Source organism: Streptomyces sp. NPDC047117, from assembly GCF_040643545.1.
Classification (GTDB): Bacteria; Actinomycetota; Actinomycetes; order Streptomycetales; family Streptomycetaceae; genus Streptomyces.
The window spans coordinates 251,621-268,865 of record NZ_JBEYUN010000005.1 but is presented as its reverse complement, the minus strand read 5'-3'; the positions used below and the strand labels follow the sequence as shown (position 1 = coordinate 268,865).

Annotated in this window: 13 protein-coding genes; 7 read left to right on the top strand and 6 right to left on the bottom strand. The window is 71.6% G+C overall.

Features of this window, described 5'->3' with window-relative positions; translation table 11 throughout:
- The first annotated feature begins 137 nt into the window (after positions 1–137).
- Positions 138–1,277 carry a tRNA dihydrouridine synthase DusB gene (gene dusB / locus ABZ840_RS11940; protein WP_361557269.1) on the top strand — a complete coding sequence of 380 codons (1,140 nt, stop codon included), beginning with the start codon at positions 138–140 and terminating at the stop codon, positions 1,275–1,277.
- Between the two features lie 18 nt (positions 1,278–1,295).
- Here dusB and ABZ840_RS11935 read toward each other — a convergent pair whose 3' ends face one another.
- Positions 1,296–2,417: an MBL fold metallo-hydrolase gene (locus tag ABZ840_RS11935; protein ID WP_361557267.1), complete on the bottom strand. Its 1,122-nt coding sequence runs from the start codon at positions 2,415–2,417 to the stop codon at positions 1,296–1,298.
- Positions 2,418–2,482: 65 nt separating this feature from the next.
- Positions 2,483–4,021 carry an APC family permease gene (locus ABZ840_RS11930; RefSeq protein WP_361557264.1) on the bottom strand — a complete coding sequence of 513 codons (1,539 nt, stop codon included), beginning with the start codon at positions 4,019–4,021 and terminating at the stop codon, positions 2,483–2,485.
- A 258-nt stretch (positions 4,022–4,279) separates the two neighbouring features.
- Here ABZ840_RS11930 and ABZ840_RS11925 point away from each other — a divergent pair, with 258 nt between their 5' ends.
- Entirely contained in the window at positions 4,280–4,852 is a 573-nt protein-coding gene (locus ABZ840_RS11925) for a MarR family winged helix-turn-helix transcriptional regulator (protein WP_361557261.1), read from the top strand.
- Positions 4,853–4,856: 4 nt separating this feature from the next.
- On the opposite strand, the gene ABZ840_RS11920 is transcribed toward ABZ840_RS11925, so the two are convergent.
- The 3 genes from ABZ840_RS11920 to ABZ840_RS11910 form a co-directional block, all read right to left on the bottom strand.
- A complete protein-coding gene (locus ABZ840_RS11920) occupies positions 4,857–5,612 on the bottom strand; it encodes a gamma-glutamyl-gamma-aminobutyrate hydrolase family protein (RefSeq protein ID WP_361557258.1) in 756 nt (251 codons plus the stop codon).
- Positions 5,609–7,138, bottom strand: coding sequence for an aldehyde dehydrogenase (locus ABZ840_RS11915; RefSeq protein WP_361557255.1), 1,530 nt, complete (start codon positions 7,136–7,138; stop codon positions 5,609–5,611). Before ABZ840_RS11915 ends, ABZ840_RS11920 begins: the two co-directional genes overlap by 4 nt.
- Before the next feature lie 65 nt (positions 7,139–7,203).
- Entirely contained in the window at positions 7,204–8,916 is a 1,713-nt protein-coding gene (locus tag ABZ840_RS11910; protein WP_361557252.1) for an amidohydrolase, read from the bottom strand.
- Positions 8,917–9,245: 329 nt separating this feature from the next.
- Here ABZ840_RS11910 and ABZ840_RS11905 point away from each other — a divergent pair, with 329 nt between their 5' ends.
- The 3 genes from ABZ840_RS11905 (at position 9,246) to ABZ840_RS11895 (ending at position 12,006) form a co-directional block, all read left to right on the top strand.
- The gene (locus ABZ840_RS11905) at positions 9,246–10,163 is read left to right on the top strand and encodes a LysR family transcriptional regulator (protein ID WP_361557249.1); all 918 of its coding nucleotides are present in this window, start codon (positions 9,246–9,248) and stop codon (positions 10,161–10,163) included.
- A 128-nt stretch (positions 10,164–10,291) separates the two neighbouring features.
- The gene (locus tag ABZ840_RS11900) at positions 10,292–11,377 is read left to right on the top strand and encodes an S-(hydroxymethyl)mycothiol dehydrogenase (RefSeq protein WP_361557246.1); all 1,086 of its coding nucleotides are present in this window, start codon (positions 10,292–10,294) and stop codon (positions 11,375–11,377) included.
- Positions 11,377–12,006 carry an MBL fold metallo-hydrolase gene (locus tag ABZ840_RS11895; RefSeq protein WP_361557243.1) on the top strand — a complete coding sequence of 210 codons (630 nt, stop codon included), beginning with the start codon at positions 11,377–11,379 and terminating at the stop codon, positions 12,004–12,006. Before ABZ840_RS11900 ends, ABZ840_RS11895 begins: the two co-directional genes overlap by 1 nt.
- Positions 12,007–12,071: 65 nt before the next feature.
- Here ABZ840_RS11895 and ABZ840_RS11890 read toward each other — a convergent pair whose 3' ends face one another.
- On the bottom strand, positions 12,072–13,022 hold the full coding sequence (locus ABZ840_RS11890) for a TIGR03619 family F420-dependent LLM class oxidoreductase (RefSeq protein ID WP_361557240.1): 951 nt from the start codon (positions 13,020–13,022) through the stop codon (positions 12,072–12,074).
- A 169-nt stretch (positions 13,023–13,191) separates the two neighbouring features.
- On the opposite strand from ABZ840_RS11890, the gene ABZ840_RS11885 reads away from it, so the two are divergent.
- Together ABZ840_RS11885 and ppdK are read left to right on the top strand one after the other, a co-directional pair.
- Positions 13,192–13,932 carry a gamma-glutamyl-gamma-aminobutyrate hydrolase family protein gene (locus ABZ840_RS11885; RefSeq protein ID WP_361557237.1) on the top strand — a complete coding sequence of 247 codons (741 nt, stop codon included), beginning with the start codon at positions 13,192–13,194 and terminating at the stop codon, positions 13,930–13,932.
- 391 nt (positions 13,933–14,323) lie between these two features.
- Complete coding sequence (gene ppdK / locus ABZ840_RS11880; RefSeq protein WP_361557234.1) at positions 14,324–17,071, top strand: pyruvate, phosphate dikinase; 2,748 nt, start codon at positions 14,324–14,326, stop codon at positions 17,069–17,071.
- Positions 17,072–17,245 lie beyond the last annotated feature (174 nt).

The following is a 17,245-nucleotide window of genomic DNA, read 5'->3' as shown; positions in this document are numbered from 1 at the left end:
GTACCGGGCTCCCGGAGCGGCCCGTACCGGCCCTCCGGGGAGCGCGCGTACGGCGCACCCGCCACGTGCGGGACAATGGGAGACCGCACCCGCCCCCGTACGTCGAAATCCGTACCCGTCGAAGGAACCCGCTTCAGATGTCGTCGCTGCAGATCGGCCCGCACACTGTGCAGCCCCCGGTGGTCCTCGCGCCGATGGCCGGGATCACCAACGCGCCCTTCCGGACCCTGTGCCGGGAGTTCTCGGGCGGCAAGGGTCTCTTCGTCAGCGAGATGATCACCACGCGGGCGCTGGTCGAGCGCAACGAGAAGACCATGCAGCTGATCCACTTCGACGCGAGCGAGAAGCCGCGCTCGATCCAGCTGTACGGCGTCGACCCGGACACCGTCGGCAAGGCCGTCCGCATGATCGCGGAAGAGGACCTGGCCGACCACATCGACCTGAACTTCGGCTGCCCCGTCCCGAAGGTGACCCGCAAGGGCGGCGGCTCGGCCCTCCCGTACAAGCGGAACCTGCTCCGCGCCATCCTGCGCGAGGCGGTCGGCAACGCCGGCTCGCTGCCCGTCACGATCAAGATGCGCAAGGGCATCGACGACGACCACCTCACCTACCTCGACGCGGGCCGGATCGCCGTCGAGGAGGGCATCACCGCCGTCGCGCTGCACGGCCGCACCGCCGCCCAGCACTACAGCGGCACCGCCGACTGGGACACCATCGCCCGCCTGAAGGAGCACGTCGGCGCGATCAGTGACATCCCCGTGCTCGGCAACGGCGACATCTGGTCCGCCGACGACGCGAAGCGGATGATGCGCGAGACCGGCTGCGACGGCGTCGTCGTCGGCCGCGGCTGCCTGGGCCGCCCCTGGCTCTTCGGCGACCTGGTCGCCGCCTTCGAGGACCGGCCCGAGGATTACGCCCGGCCGACCATGAAGGAGGTCGCGGACGTCATGCTCCGGCACGCCACCCTCCTCGGCGAGTGGCTGGGCGACGAGGCCCGCGGCGTGATCGACTTCCGCAAGCACGTGGCCTGGTACACCAAGGGCTTCTCGGTCGGCTCCGAGATGCGCCGCAAGCTGGCCGTCTCCTCCTCCCTGGGCGAGCTGGCCGACCACCTCTCCGCACTGGACCTCGACCAGCCCTGGCCCACCGGCGCCGACGGCCCCCGCGGCCGCACCTCGGGCCGCAACAAGGTCGTCCTCCCGGACGGCTGGCTGAACGACCCGTACGACTGCACGGGCGTGAGCGCGGACGCGGAACTGGACACCTCGGGGGGCTGACGGCCCCGGGGCGCTGCCCTACCGCCTCCGCAGCGGTATCTGCTGGAGGTCCTCGCCCGCGACGACGCGGCCCGAGAAGCCCTTGCCCGCGCGGCGGCGCCACTGCGCCGAGGAGACGGCCTTCGGGTCGGCGGGGCAGATGTGGCTCAGGACGAGGGTGTCCACGCCCGCCCGTTCGGCGATCGGGCCGACCTCCGTGACGTCCGTGTGTGACTGCAGCATGTGGTCCAGGTACGCCGGCGGCAGTCCGGCCTTGCGGTAGAAGTCCGCGTCCATCACCTCGTGCACGAGGAGGTCGGCGCCCCTTGCGAGGCGTACGACGTTGTCGTGCTTCACCGTGTCGCCGGAGAAGACCACCGACCCGTGCGCGGTGTCGAACCGGAACGCGTACGACGGGAACACCGGGCCGTGGTCCACCAGGATCGCCGTCACCCGCACCGTCCCGTCGTCCGCCACCTCGAAAGGCTCCATCGGCGGCGCGGTCGGGCCGAGCGGATGCGCGCCCGTACCCTCCGGCAGCTCGATCTCGTGGGTACGGATCAGGGTCCGGGGGTCCGCGATGCCGGAGTCCCGGAGGAAGACGTTGGTGCTGTACGCGAACGCCTCGATCTGCTTCTCCGTCAGCCGCTTCAGACCCGGCGTGGGGTGGTGCGGGGCGACGACCGGCGGGTCGCCGTCGTGGTCGAAGGCGGGCGGCAGGGCACCGGCCGGACCGGGCCCGTACACGTCCACCGGCTTCGTGATCAGGTCGTCCTCGTCGTTGGAGAGCTGCGCGCCGAGGAGGAAGAAGTTGTAGTAATCCGCGATGTGATCGGCGTGCAGATGCGTCAGGAAGATCGCCTTCAGATCGGCCAGCTTCAGCCCGGCCAGCCCGTACTGCGTCACCGCCGAGCGGCCGCAGTCGATCACGTACGTACGGCCGTCCACGACGAGGGCGCTGGCGATGCCGCGGCGGGACGCCTCCGGGGGCGGGCCCGCCGCGGTACCGAGCAGGACGAGGCGGGGACCGTCGAGCGGGCGGATCCGTGGCGCCGCGGCCGCTGCCGCGGTGGCCGGGCCCAGCGCCGCGGCCCCGCCGGCGAGCGTGGCGGCGCCGGTCGCGGAGAGCAGACGACGGCGGGAGACGGGCTGTCCGGGCATGAGGCGGCTCCTCGGAAGAGGCGACGGGGAGAAGGGGGCAGAGTGGGTGGTCGGTCAGTGGTCGGTCAGGGGGTGTCGTCCGTCGCGCAGGTGCCGATGGCGACGTACGCGTCGGGACGGGCGACGCGCAGGTAGCGGGCCCAGGCGGTGCCCAGGACGGCGGCCACGAGCACCAGGCAGGGCAGGATCCAGCGCAGCGGATTGCCGGGGCCGACGCCCAGCTGGACGCTGAAGTTGGTGAGCGCGAGGTAGAAGATCACGGCGAGCGCGACGGCGGAGAGCGCAGGGGCGATCAGCCGCTGCCACAGCCCCTCGTCCGTACGGTCGGTGGCACGCCGCTCCTCCGTACGGCTGCCGCTCCGCCCCTCGTCCGTACGGCTCCTGCCCCGGCGTGCGAAGTAGCAGATCACCGCCACCGACGTGACGAGCAGCAACAGGATGACGCCCAGCGCGCCGAGGTTGGTGAGCCAGGTGAAGACGTCGTCCACCGGGTCGCGCCCGGCCAGCGCGAAGAGGACGGTGACGGCCACCGTCACCGCGGTCTGCGCGAGGGAGCCGCGCGCGGGCGAGCCGTACCGGGGGTGCAGCGCACCCAGCCCGCGCGGCAGCACTCCTTCGCGGCCGAGGGAACGTACGTAGCGGGCCACCGCGTTGTGGAAGGAGAGCAGTGCGGCGATCAGGGAGGTGATCAGGAAGAGTTGCGCGAGGTCGGAGAAGAGCGGGCCGGGGCTGTCCGCGCCCAGTGCGAACATCATGTCCGGGCCGTGCGTGGCGGCGTAGCGCACCGCGTGCCCGTCCCCGGCGCCGCTGATCATCGCCCAGGCCGTGACGGCGTAGAAGACGCCGATGAGTGCGACGGCGGTGTAGGTGGCGCGGCCGACGGTGCGCCGCGGGTCCTTGCACTCCTCGCCGTAGAGCGCCGCCGACTCGAAGCCCATGAAGGCGGCGAAGATGCAGCACAGGGCGACGCCGAGCGCGCCGTCGGTGGCCGCGTGCCAGCTCAGCGGGGCGAGCGAGACGCCCTGCGGGGCGTGGCCGAACTGCGCGATGTCGAAGACGAGGACGGTCCCCGACTCGATGACGATGAGTACGGCGAGGACCTTCATGCCCACGTCGATGCGCCGGTAGCCGAGCGCCCCGACCAGTGCCGTGGCCGCCAGCACCAGGGCCCACCACGGGACGTCCAGGCCGGTGCGGGCCTTCAGGAAGTCGGCGGTGGTGGCGCCGAAGAGCCCGGCGATGCCGACCTGCATGGCGTTGTAGGAGACCAGCGCGACGAAGGCGGCGGCGACGCCCGCGGTGCGGCCGATGCCGTGCGCGGCGTAGGCGTAGAAGGCGCCGGCGCCGGTGATGTGCCGGCTCATCGCCGCGTAGCCCGCGCTGAAGACCGCCAGCAGCAGCGCGATCAGCAGGTAGAGCAGCGGGATGCCGAGGACGCCGGTGACGCCGAGGGACTGCGGGATGCCGCCCGCGGCGACGGTGAGCGGCGCCGAGGCGGCGATGATGAAGAAGACGATGCCGGGGACGCCGATGCGGGGCCGCGGGGCCGCGGACGGTGCCGCGTCCGCCGGGCGGGCTGCGGGAGGGCGTGGGTCGATGGCCATGCCGGGCTCCTGGGGCGGGGATGATGGGACGCGTGCGTACGGCGCAGGCGTGCGGGTGCACGGGCGCGAGCGGGTGGGGGAGGCCGCGGGGTCGCGGGATACCGCGATATCGTTTGAGCCCGTACGAATAGCGGGGTGCGCAGATCGTACGACCGCAAACGAAGCCCGGCAAGGGTGCGGACGGGTCCGGTGCGGGACGCGCCGCCCGCCGGGGTCCAGGACCACCGGGGTCCAGGAGGGTTCGAAGGAGATGCTGTGGTGACCGGTCACCGTTCCATCAGGGACACGGAGAAGGCGGTACAGGCCAAGCTCGGCGACACGCCCATCCGGCACGCGCAGATGGCCGCGGTGGGGAACATCTACCGGGCCGCCGCCGCGGTCCGCCAGCACTTCGAGAACTCGGTGCTGCGCGGCGCCGAGCTGACCTGGACCTCGTTCGTGGTCCTGTGGGTGGTGTGGATCTGGGGCGAGATGGAGACCCGGCGGGTCGCCGAGGAGGCCGGCATCTCCAAGGGCACGCTCACCGGCGTCGCCCGTACGCTCCAGAGCCGCGGCCTGATGGAGCGCAGCGGGCATCCGACGGACGGCCGGCTCGCGCTGCTCTCCCTCACCCCGGCGGGCGAGGAGCTGATGGCGGAGATCTTCCCGCAGTTCAACGCCGAGGAGGCATTCGTCACCGACGACCTCAACGACGACGAGGCCCGCCAACTCGCCGACCTCCTGCGCCGCATCGTCGTTCGAGTGGAAACAGACGGCGAACAACGCCGCCTGGACCTCCTGAACGGCGCGGACCCCAGGCCCCGGAGGAGCGGGCGGCGGGCGCGGGGGTAGCCCTTCACGGCGTCGCGGCCGCCACCAGCGCGTCGAACAGGCCCTGCTGTGCCGGGTCCTTCGCCGCGGTGTCCTCCGGGTGCCACTGGACGGCGGTGAACCAGCCCTGACCGCCCGGGAGTTCCAGCGCCTCGATCGTCCCGTCGGCGGCCCGGCCGGTTGCCACCAGTCCCTCGCCCAGCCGGTCCACGCACTGGTGGTGGTAGCAGGACGCGTCCACCCGCTCCGTGCCGGTCGCTCGCGCCACGGCCGACCCGGCCGCCAGCCGTACGGGGTGCACCACGTGCCGGTGCTCGCGGTCCGGGCCGCCCATGTCCTGGCGCAGCGTGCCGCCCAGCGCCACGTTGACGACCTGCAGTCCGCGGCAGACGGCGAGCGTGGGCAGGCCGCGCGCGAGGGCGTGCCGGGCCACCGCCAGGTCGAACGCGTCCTGCTCCTCGTCCACGTCGTACACGCTCTCGTGCACCGGCGCTTCCGCCGCCGCGTAGAGCCGCGGCGTCAGGTCCCCGCCGCCCGGCAGCAGCACCCCGTCGCAGCGCGCCAGCCGGCCCGCGACCTCCGCCTCGCTCACCCGCCCCTCGGGCGCGTACGGGTGCATCATGAACGGCTCGCCGCCGGCCCGCAGCACGGCGTCGGCCAGCGCCCGCGCGGTGACGACGGCCTCGTAGCGGAGCGCGGACGTGGTGGCGGAGAACCGTTGCGGCAGCGCGATCAGCGGCCGGGCTCCGATACTGGTGCCGACAGAGGGTGCGGCGTTCACAACTGGATCCAGGTGGTCTTGAGTTCGGTGTATTTCTCCAGCGCGTGCGCCGACTTGTCGCGGCCGTTCCCGGACTGCTTGTAGCCGCCGAAGGGGACGGTGAGGTCGCCCTCCTCGTAGCAGTTGACCCAGACCGTGCCGGCGCGCAGCGCGCGCGAGACGGTGTGCGCGGTGGACAGCGAGCCGGTCCACAGGCCCGCCGCGAGGCCGTACGCGGTGTCGTTGGCCAGCGCCACCGCCTCCTCGACGGTGTCGAAGGTCAACACCGACAGCACCGGGCCGAAGATCTCCTCGCGGGCGAGCGCCATGTCCGGCGTGACCCGGTCGAAGACGGTGGGCCGGAGGTACGTACCGCCGGACACGGGCGCCGGGTCGAGTGGCGTACCGCCGGTACGGAGCCGGGCACCGGCCGCGCGGCCCGCGTCGATGTGCCGTCCCACGGCGTCCAGCCGGGCCGCCCCCGCCAGCGCGCCCATCTCCGTCGCCGGGTCCAGCGGATCGCCGACCCGCAGCGCTTCGGCGCGCGCGACGACGGCCTCGGTGACCTCCTCCGCGACCGAGGCGTGCACGAGCAGCCGGGACGGCGCGGTGCACATCTCGCCCTGGTTGAAGAAGATCCCCCAGGCGGCGGTGGCCGCGGCGGCGGCCAGGTCCGGGGCGTCCGGCAGCACGATGTTGGGCGACTTGCCGCCCAGCTCCAGCCAGACCCGCTTGAGGTTGGAGTCGGCCGCGTACCGCAGGTAGTGGCGGCCGACGGCGGTGGAGCCGGTGAAGGCCAGCACGTCGACGTCCGGGTGCAGTCCGAGCGCGCGGCCCGCGGTGGGCCCGTCGCCCGCGACGACGTTGAGCACTCCGGGCGGCACCCCCGCCTCCGTCAGCGCCTCGTCGACGAGCCGCGCGAGCAACAGCGCGGAGAGTGGCGTCAGTTCGGAGGGCTTGAGCACGGCGGTGCAGCCGGCGGCGAGCGCCGGGGCGATCTTCCAGGCGGCGAGCGTGAGCGGGAAGTTCCACGGTACGACGGCGCCGACCACGCCCGCCGGCTCGCGCGTGACGAGCGCCAGCGCGCCGGGGTCGGTGTGCGGCACTTCGTCGTGCAGCTTGTCCGCGAGCTGCCCGTACCAGCGGAACGTACCGGCGACGGCGCGGAGTTCGATGCCGTACGACTCGGCGACGGGCTTGCCGTTCTCCAGCGAGATCAGTGCCGCGATTTCGGAGCGGTGCTCCTCGACCAGATCGGCGATCCGCAGCAGGGCGCGGCCCCGGTCGGCCGGCGCGAGCCGCGGCCAGGGCCCCGAGTCGAAGGCCCGCCGCGCCGCGGCGACGGCCAGGTCCACCTCCTTCTCCCCGGCATCGGTGACCTCGGCGAGCGTCGTACCGTCCCGCGGCGAGACGACCCGGAACACCGCCCCGGACCCGTCCTCCTCCCGCCCCCCGATCCGATGCCGCACCGGCGGCACGAGCCTCCCGGCGGTGCGTATCCAGTCCGCATGACTGCTGTCGAGCGTGACGACGGGCAGCTGCCCCATCACGGCCTCCTTGTCTGCCTCATCTGCCTTGCCTGTCTTGTCTGCTGGTTGCTGCCGCGAGGCGGTCAGCGGGAGTCGTGGACGACTTCGCCGTTGAAGACGGTCATGGTGACCGGGAGGGCCGGTATGTCCTCCGGGGGTGTGCGGAGGAGGACGCCGTCGAGTACGCAGAGGTCGGCGGCCTTGCCGGGTTCCAGTGAGCCCTTCCAGGACTCGGCGAAGTCCTGGCGGGCCGCGTGGGTGGTGTAGGCGCGCAAGGCCGTCCGCAGGTCGACGCACTGGTCGGGGCCGCTGGGGCGGCCGGTGGCCTTGGAGCGGCGGAGGAGCATGGAGGAGACGCCCGCGCGCCAGTCGGGGTACGTGATCGGCGCGTCGGAGCTGGCGGTGACGGGTATGCCGGCGTCCACCGCGCTGCGTACGGGCCACTGGTACGCCGAGCGTTCCGGGCCGACGACGCCGTCCATCAGGTCCGCGACGGCATCCTTGACGCCCGGGTTCATGTTGGCGCCCCAGCCGTGTGCGGCGAGGGTGGCCAGGGCACGGGGCGAGGCGAAGTCGCCGTGGATGATGTAGTGCCGGGCGTCCGGCCGGGGGTGGTCGAGCTGGGCGGCGGCGAAGGCGTCCACGACCGCGTCGATGCCGGCGTCCCCGGTGATGTGGACCCCGAGCTGGTGTCCGAGGCGGTGCGCCTGCCGGACGATCGACGACAGTTCCTCGACGCGCTGTCCGTCGGTGTGGCCGTGCAGGCAGAGGCTGCCGCGGCCGCCGCCGTTCGCGTACTCCTCACTCATCCAGGCCGTACGGCTGGGCGGCACCCCGTCGGCGAAGAGCTTGACGCCGAGGACGGAGAGGAGACGGGGGTCGGCGCCGTCGCAGATCCCGTCGAGTGCGGCCAGCCGGTCGGTGAGGTCGGCGGCGGCGCCGCCCATTTCGAGGGGCAGGAGCAGCACGCCGACACGGGCGCGGAGTTCGCCCGCGCGCGCCATCCGCGCGTACACCTTCAGCGTCGCGGTGTCGGCGGACCCGAGGAAGAGGCTCTTGCCGCCGGGCCCCAGCCCGGGCTCGGTGAAGCTGGTGATGCCCTGGGCGTGGCAGACGTCGATCGCGGCGCGGATCGCCGCCTCGCGGGCCGCGTCGGTCATGGGCGGGATGACGGTGTTGACCAGTTCCTGGGCGCTCTCGCGGAGGATGCCGGTGAGCGCGCCGTCGGGCCGCCGCTCGATGACGCCGCCGGGCGGCGCCTCGGTGGCCGGGGTGAGGCCCGCCGACTCCAGGGCGCGGGAGTTGAGCCAGGCGGTGTGCCCGGAGAACTCGTACAGGAGGACCGGATGGTCGGGGGACACCTCGTCCAGGTCCCAGCGGGTGGGCGTGCGGGTGCCGTCCGCGCGGCACTCGTCGAGGTAGCCGACGTCCCACCCGTTGCCGAAGATCCAGGAGCCCGGCGGCTGCCGGTCCGCCTGTGCGCGTACGGCGTCCCGGATGCCGGCGATCGAGGTGACGGCGGAGGGCGAGACGTCGACGGCGAGCGGCGGGCGGGTGGCGCCGAACGCGCAGCCGTGCAGGTGGGAGTCGTTGATGCCGGGGAGGACGGTGCCGCCCGCGAGGTCGACCACCTCCGTGCGCGGCCCGATCAGCGGGCGCAGCTCGGCGGTGGTCCCGGTGGCGGCGATGACGCCGTCGCGCACGGCGACCGCCTCGGCGGTACGGAAGGCGGCGTCCAGGGTGAGGACCTGGCCGTTGCGGAGGACGAGATCGGCGGGTCTGGGCGCGGGTGGCACGGGAGCCCCTTCCGTCGGGCGGGTTCCTTCGAGGGGTGGGTCGGTCGGGGGGACGTACGAGAGGTGGAGGCGTACGAAGGGTGGGTCGTGCGAGGGCGGCTGCCCCAGGTGGAGCGGTGCGGCAGTCGTTCGTTTGGGGTCAAACATAATCCTCGGACGGGGGTCCGGCGCAAGAGGGGCGAGCGGGGTATTCCGTCGTCGGACGGAAGTGCCGTACGCTCCCGCGAGCGCGCCCCGTACCGCGGTCCGCACAGCCGCGTACGGCCTGCGCGCAGAAGGCTTGTCCGACCCGTATCGCGGGCCGGTCCCAGCATTTAAAGTGCTTAATCGTGGAACTCAGGCACCTGGAACACTTCGTCGCCGTCTCCGAGGAGCAGCACTTCACACGCGCGGCAGAGCGGCTGCACATCGCGCAGTCCGGCCTGTCCGCCTCGGTGCGCGCCCTGGAGCGGGAACTCGGCGCCGACCTCTTCACCCGCACCACCCGCCGCGTGCAACTGACCGCCGCCGGCCGGGCCTTCCTGGTGGAGGCGCGCCGCACGCTCGCGGGCGCGGCGGCGGCGCGGGAGGCGGTCGCCGCCGTACGCGGCCTGTTCACCGGCACGCTCGCCGTCGGCACCGAGCAGTGCATGGGCATCGTCGACCCGGTGTCCCTCCTGGCCGACCTGCGCGGACGGCACCCCGGCGTCGAGGTCCACATGGTCCAGTCCGGCTCCGCGCACCTGCTGGAGGAGGTCCGCCGCGGCACGCTGGACCTGGCGTTCGTCGTGTACGAGGGGCACGAGGAAGGCGTACGCATCCGCCCCCTGGCCGCCGAGCCGATGATGCTGCTCTGCCGCCCGGACCACCCCCTCGTCTTCAGCGGCGAGCCGCTCACCACGTACAGCGGCGAACCCCTCGCCGCGCAGGCGCTGTCCGGCGAGGTCTTCGTCGACCTGCACCGCGACTGGGGCGCGCGGCGGGCCGCCGACGCGCTCTTCGCCGCCGCGGGCACGCGCCGCACGGTGGCGCTGGAGGTCAACGACGTCTACACGCTCCTCGACCTGGTCGCACGGGGGCTGGGCGTCGCGGTGGTGCCCCGCCCGGTGACCCACAAGGACCAGGCCCGCGGCCTCGCCGCCGTGCCGCTCGCCGCCGACACGGTGTGGAACGTGGGCATCGCCGTACCCCGCAGTGGCCGCCTCTCGCCGGCGGCCCAGGCGCTCCTGGAGAGCCTGGCGGCGATTGAGCACGAGAAAGATGATTGAGCACGAGAGATGATGAATTCGATCAGCATTGGATGTTGGACGCCATAGGGCCGGAGCGCCAGGGTGGACGCGAGGGCGGGCAGGACAGGGCGCCGCCCCGCGAACCGACATGGCGAAAGGCTGCTCCCATGGCGCAGGAAGTACGCGGAGTCATCGCACCGGGGAAGGGTGTGCCGGTGCGGGTGGAGACGATCGTGGTGCCGGATCCGGGTCCGGGTGAGGCCGTGGTGCGGGTGCAGGCGTGCGGGGTGTGTCATACGGACCTGCATTACAAGCAGGGCGGGATCAATGACGAGTTTCCGTTTCTGCTGGGGCATGAGGCGGCCGGGGTGGTGGAGTCGGTGGGGGAGGGTGTCACCGAGGTCGGGCCCGGGGATTTCGTGGTGTTGAATTGGCGTGCGGTGTGTGGGCAGTGTCGTGCGTGTTTGCGGGGGCGTCCGCAGTACTGCTTTGCGACGCACAACGCGGAGCAGAAGATGACGCTCCGGGACGGTACGGAGTTGTCGCCGGCGTTGGGTATCGGTGCGTTTGCGGAGAAGACGCTGGTGGCGGCGGGGCAGTGCACGAAGGTGGATCCGTCGGTGTCGCCGGCGGTGGCGGGGTTGCTGGGGTGTGGGGTGATGGCGGGTATTGGTGCGGCCATCAACACCGGCAATGTCGGCCGGGGGGACAGTGTCGCGGTGATCGGCTGTGGTGGGGTCGGTGATGCGGCGATCGCCGGGGCTCGGTTGGCGGGTGCGGCGAAGATCATTGCGGTGGATATTGATGATCGGAAGTTGGCGAAGGCGGAGTCGATCGGCGCCACCCACACGGTCAACTCCAAGGCCGCCGACCCCGTGGAGGCGATCCGGGAGTTGACCGGTGGCTTCGGCGCGGATGTGGTGATCGAGGCGGTGGGGCGTCCGGAGACGTACAAGCAGGCGTTCTATGCCCGTGATCTGGCCGGGACGGTGGTTTTGGTGGGTGTGCCGACGCCGGAGATGACGTTGGAGCTGCCGCTGCTGGACGTTTTCGGGCGGGGTGGGGCGCTGAAGTCGTCCTGGTACGGGGACTGTCTGCCCTCCCGGGATTTCCCGATGCTGGTGGATCTGCATCAGCAGGGCCGCCTGGATCTGGGGGCGTTCGTGACGGAGACGATCGGGATCGAGGACGTGGAGAAGGCGTTCGCGCGGATGCACGAGGGTGACGTTCTCCGCTCGGTGGTGGTGCTGTGATGGCCGCCCGGATCGAACACCTCGTCACCTCCGGCACGTTCTCCCTCGACGGGGGCACGTGGGACGTCGACAACAACGTCTGGATCATCGGGGACGACAGCGAGGCGATCGTCATCGACGCGGCGCACGACGCCGACGCCATCCTGGAAGCCGTGGGCGGCCGACGCCTGCTGGCGATCCTCTCCACGCACGCGCACAACGACCACATCGACGCCGCACCCGAACTCGCCGAGCGCGCGGCCGCCCCCGTCCTGCTCCACCCGGACGACTGGCCGCTGTGGAAGCAGACCCACCCCGAGCGGCTGCCGGACGGCGAACTGGGCGACGGGCAGATCTTCACGGTGGCCGGTACGGAGCTGACCGTGCTGCACACGCCGGGGCACGCGCCGGGTGCCGTATGCCTGTACGCGCCCGCGCTGGCGACCGTCTTCACCGGTGACACGCTCTTCCAGGGCGGGCCGGGCGCGACCGGGCGATCGTTCTCGGACTTCCCGACCATCGTCGAGTCCATCCGCGAACGGCTCCTGAGCCTCCCGCCCGAGACCAAGGTTCTGACCGGTCACGGCGACAGCACCACCATCGGGGACGAGGCGCCGCACCTGGAGGAGTGGATCACCCGCGGTCACTGAGCCGCCACCGCTCCCTCACGCGGGCCCGCCATGGCTCCCGCTCTCACGGGCCCGCCACCGCTCCCTCACACAGACCCGCAGGACGTCAGTCGCTCCACCCGCCGCATCACCTCGCGGCAGAAGCGGCCGACGTCCTGCGGGTCGTCGGTGAACTGGGACGGCTTGATGCAGAACGTGCCGAAGCCCTGGGCCATCTGTTCCGGCACGCTCTCCAGCGCGCGGCCCAGGTCCGCCACCGCGTCCGGGCCGGGGAAGACCGCCCGGGTGCCGCCGACCATCTCCAGCTCGTCCACCGAGCGTCCGGCCTCCGCCATCGCCGCGCGCAGCTTCTCCAGCTCCTCCGGGGCCGGGCGGCCGAGCGGGTTGAAGCCGTGGCCGTGGCGGACCAGGCGGCGCAGCAGCGGGCCGTGCAGCGAGCCGCCGCCGAACCACAGCTCCGGGCCGCCGGGCCGGTACGGCTTGGGCTCCAGGTAGACGTCGGAGAAGGCGTAGTGCTCGCCCTCGAAGGTGGCGGGGGAGGGGCGCCAGAGGGTCTCCCAGGCGGCCAGGTGCTCGTCGAGCAGCTTGCCGCGCCGCGCGAACGGCACGTCGAGCGCCGCGTACTCGTCGCGGCTCCAGCTCACCGTCGGGAGGACGACCAGCCGGCCCTTGCTGAGCAGGTCGAGGGTGGCCAGCTCCTTGGCGAGGACGAGGGGGTGGCGGAGCGGGGCGAGGATCGCGCCGGCGACCAGCCGCAGGCGCTCGGTGACGGCGGCGATGGCGCTGAGCAGGACGACCGAGTTGGGCCACGGGGTGTGCGGGTCCTGGTTGCCCGGGAGGGCGTACTCGCGCGGGTTGGGCATGACGCCGAGCGCGTCGGAGTCGGGCCCGAGGACGAGGTGTTCGCTCAGCATGACGGAGTCGAACCCGGCGTCCTCCGCCTCACGGGCCCAGCGGACGACCGCGTCGAGGTCGCAGCGGCCGCCGGTCATGGTCCAGTTCTCGCTGAGTACGAGCAGCATGCGGGGGGACGGCATACGCGGCCTCCAGGTCGGCATCGATCGGTATCGGGTGGTGTCATCCGGCAATGTTGTTTGAGGTCAAACGATATGTGGAGAGGTGGCTGCCCTCAAGGGGGCGGCAGGCGTGCGAGCGCCAGTAAATTTGATCCCAAACGATTAACCCTACGAGTCGAGCGAGGTTGCCGTGACGAAGCGCGCCCTGGTCATCGCCCACGATCACCTGTCCACCGCCGGCCACGTCGGAGACCGGCTGGCGCACCGCGGATACGCGCTCGACGAGCTGCTCGTGGTCCCCGCGGAGCGGTACGCGACCCCGGACGTCGAGCCCCGATTTCCGCCGGCCGCCGAATATGACCTGATTCTGTCGCTCGGCGCGCCCTGGTCCGTGACCCGCATGAACGCCTGGATACGGGCCGAGCTGGACCTGCTGCGGGACGCGCACCGGCTGGGCGTGCCCGTGCTCGGTATCTGCTTCGGCGGGCAGTTGCTGGCCGCCTCGCTCGGGGGCTCAATTGAGCGCGCCCCGCGCTTCGAGCTCGGCTGGTCGGAGATCGAGGCGGACGAGCCGGAGCTGATCGGGCCCGGCCCGTGGTTCCAGTTCCACGGCGACCGCTGGCTGTTGCCGCAGGTCACGGGGGGTGGGGAGGGGGGCGTGATCCGGGAGCTCGCGCGTAATGAGGTGGCCTCCCAGGCCTTTGCGTGCGGGCGCTCGCTCGGTGTGCAGTTCCATCCGGAGCTGACGCCGGAGGTGCTGCAGGCCTGGTTCGACGGTGATGACGAGGGGATCGCGGACGCGGTCGGGGTCGATCCCGAGGCGCTGGTCAAGGAGGTGCGAGCGGCGCTTCCCGAGGCGCGGGAGCGGGCGTATGCGCTTGTGGACGCCTTTCTGGCGAGGGTGGCGGGCGGAGGCGTGTCGGCGGAGTGACGTCGGCGTGACACGTCCGCCGACGGGTCCGGATCGTGGGATCAGGGGTCGCTCTGGCGCGTGATTCTCGCCACCCTTGATCAGGGGTCCGCTCAGATGAGCAGTTGGTGAGGGGTTATATCTCTCCAATGCTGGCACTGGGTGCCAGGCTCCATCACTTCAGATGATCAACACCTACATCGCTCTCCGTGGAGAATCCACCCATGATCAGTGACACTCTGAGGAGTCATTCATTCAGAAGATGAATGCACGTCGCCAAGATCGTCAACTTTCGATCTGTTGGCTGACGCCGGGTTACGGGCGTATGTCGACCGAGTGGACGTACCCAGACGCCTTCGATCTGGGTATGTTCCTCGCCGTCAGGGCAGCCGTCCGCGAGGAGTTAAGTCCCGTGTCGGAAACACAAGATCCCCACGTAACCCAGTCGGCCGAGGCCGTGAAGTCGGCGAAGTTCGTCTACGACTTCACCGAAGGCAACAAGGATCTGAAGGATCTGCTCGGCGGGAAGGGTGCGAACCTCGCCGAGATGACCAATCTGGGACTTCCCGTCCCGCCCGGGTTCACCATCACCACCGAGGCCTGCAAGGAGTACCTCGAGAGCGGTGCGGAGCCGGCGGCACTGCGTGCCGAGGTGTCGGGCCATCTGGACGCCCTGGAGCGCCAGATGGGCAAGCAGCTCGGGCAGGCCGACAACCCGCTGCTCGTTTCGGTGCGTTCCGGTGCGAAGTTCTCCATGCCCGGCATGATGGACACCGTTCTGAACATCGGGCTCTCGGACGAGTCGGTCAACGGCCTCGCCCAGCAGGCCGGTTCCGAGCGCTTCGCGTGGGACTCGTACCGCCGCCTCATCCAGATGTTCGGCAAGACCGTGCTCGGCGTCGACGGTGACCTCTTCGAGGAGGCGCTGGAGGAGGCCAAGCAGGCCAAGGGCGTGAAGGTCGACGTCGAGCTGGACGCGGCCGACATGAAGAAGCTCGTCGGGCAGTTCAAGGAGATCGTCTCCAAGGAGACGGGCCGGGAGTTCCCGCAGGACCCGCGCGAGCAGATGGACCTCGCGGTCCGCGCGGTCTTCGAGTCGTGGAACACCGACCGGGCCAAGCTGTACCGGCGCCAGGAGCGCATCCCCGGCGACCTCGGCACGGCGGTCAACGTCTGCTCGATGGTCTTCGGCAACCTCGGCCCGGACTCCGGCACCGGCGTCGCCTTCACCCGCGACCCGGCCAGCGGCCACCAGGGCGTCTACGGCGACTACCTGCAGAACGCGCAGGGCGAGGACGTCGTCGCCGGTATCCGCAACACGGTTCCGCTCGCGGAGCTGGAGCAGCTCGACAAGAAGTCGTACGACGAGCTGATGCAGATCATGGAGACGCTCGAAACGCACTACAAGGACCTGTGCGACATCGAGTTCACCATCGAGCGCGGCAAGCTCTGGATGCTGCAGACCCGCGTCGGCAAGCGGACCGCGGGTGCGGCCTTCCGTATCGCCACGCAGCTCGTCGACCAGGGCCTGATCGACGAGGCCGAGGCGCTGCAGCGGGTCAACGGCGCGCAGCTCGCGCAGCTGATGTTCCCGCGCTTCGACGAGAAGGCGAAGACCGAGCTGATCGGCCGCGGCATCGCCGCCTCGCCGGGTGCGGCCGTCGGCAAGGCCGTCTTCGACTCGTACACCGCGGTGAAGTGGTCGCGGTCGGGCGAGAAGGTCATCCTGATCCGCCGCGAGACCAACCCCGACGACCTCAACGGCATGATCTCCGCCGAGGGCATCCTCACCTCGCGCGGCGGCAAGACCTCGCACGCCGCCGTCGTCGCCCGCGGCATGGGCAAGACCTGTGTCTGCGGCGCCGAGGAGCTGGAGGTCGACACCAAGCGGCGCTGCCTGACCGCGCCCGGCGGTGTGGTCATCGAGGAGGGCGACGTCGTCTCCATCGACGGCTCGACCGGCAAGATCTACCTCGGTGAGGTGCCCGTCGTGCCCTCGCCGGTCGTGGAGTACTTCGAGGGCCGCATGCACGCCGGCGCGGACGACGCCGACGAGCTGGTCAAGGCCGTGCACCGGATCATGGCGTACGCGGACCGGGTACGCCGACTGCGCGTACGGGCCAACGCCGACAACGCCGAGGACGCCGCGCGCGCCCGCCGGTTCGGCGCCCAGGGCATCGGCCTGTGCCGTACCGAGCACATGTTCCTCGGTGAGCGGCGCGAGATGGTCGAGCACCTGATCCTCGCCGACACCGAGGAGGAGCGCGAGGCCGCGCTCTCCGAGCTGCTGCCGCTGCAGAAGGGCGACTTCGTCGAGCTCTTCGAGTCGATGGACGGGCTGCCGGTCACGGTGCGCCTCCTCGACCCGCCGCTGCACGAGTTCCTGCCCGACATCACCGAGCTGTCGGTGCGCGTCGCGCTCGCCGAGTCCCGCAAGGACTCCAACGAGAACGACCTGCGCCTGCTCCAGGCCGTCCACCGGCTGCACGAGCAGAACCCGATGCTGGGACTGCGCGGCGTCCGCCTCGGCCTGGTCATCCCCGGCCTGTTTGCCATGCAGGTACGGGCGATCGCGGAGGCCGCGGCCGAGCGCCGGGCCGCCAAGGGCGACCCGCGTGCGGAGATCATGATTCCGCTGGTCGGCACCGTCCAGGAGCTGGAGATCGTCCGCGAGGAGGCCGAGCAGGTCATCGCCGAGGTCGAGCGCGCCCACGGCGTGGACCTGGGGCTCACCCTCGGCACGATGATCGAACTGCCGCGTGCGGCGCTCACCGCCGGGCAGATCGCCGAGTCCGCCGACTTCTTCTCCTTCGGCACGAACGACCTCACGCAGACCGTGTGGGGCTTCTCCCGGGACGACGTGGAGGCCAGCTTCTTCACCGCATACCTGGAGAAGGGCATCTTCGGCGTCAGCCCGTTCGAGACCATCGACAAGGACGGCGTGGGCTCGCTCGTACGCAACGCCGCCGAGGCCGGCCGGGCCACCCGCCCCGACCTCAAGCTCGGCGTCTGCGGCGAGCACGGCGGCGACCCGGAGTCGGTGCACTTCTTCCACGAGGTGGGCCTGGACTACGTCTCCTGCTCGCCGTTCCGCATCCCCGTGGCGCGGCTGGAGGCGGGCCGCGCGGCGGCCGAGTCCAAGGGCAGCGACAGCCGCTGACGCGGACAGTGGCCGGCGCCGTGCGCGCCGGCCGCACGAAGACTCGTCTGCCGGCCGGTGCACGAAACACCGGTCGGCAGGCGGCAAGCGGCCGGACACCGGCCGTGGACGACCGGAGCCGCTGGATGGGCCCCCGACCCTCAGCCGATCGTAGGGGCTCCGGTTCGTGCGAAA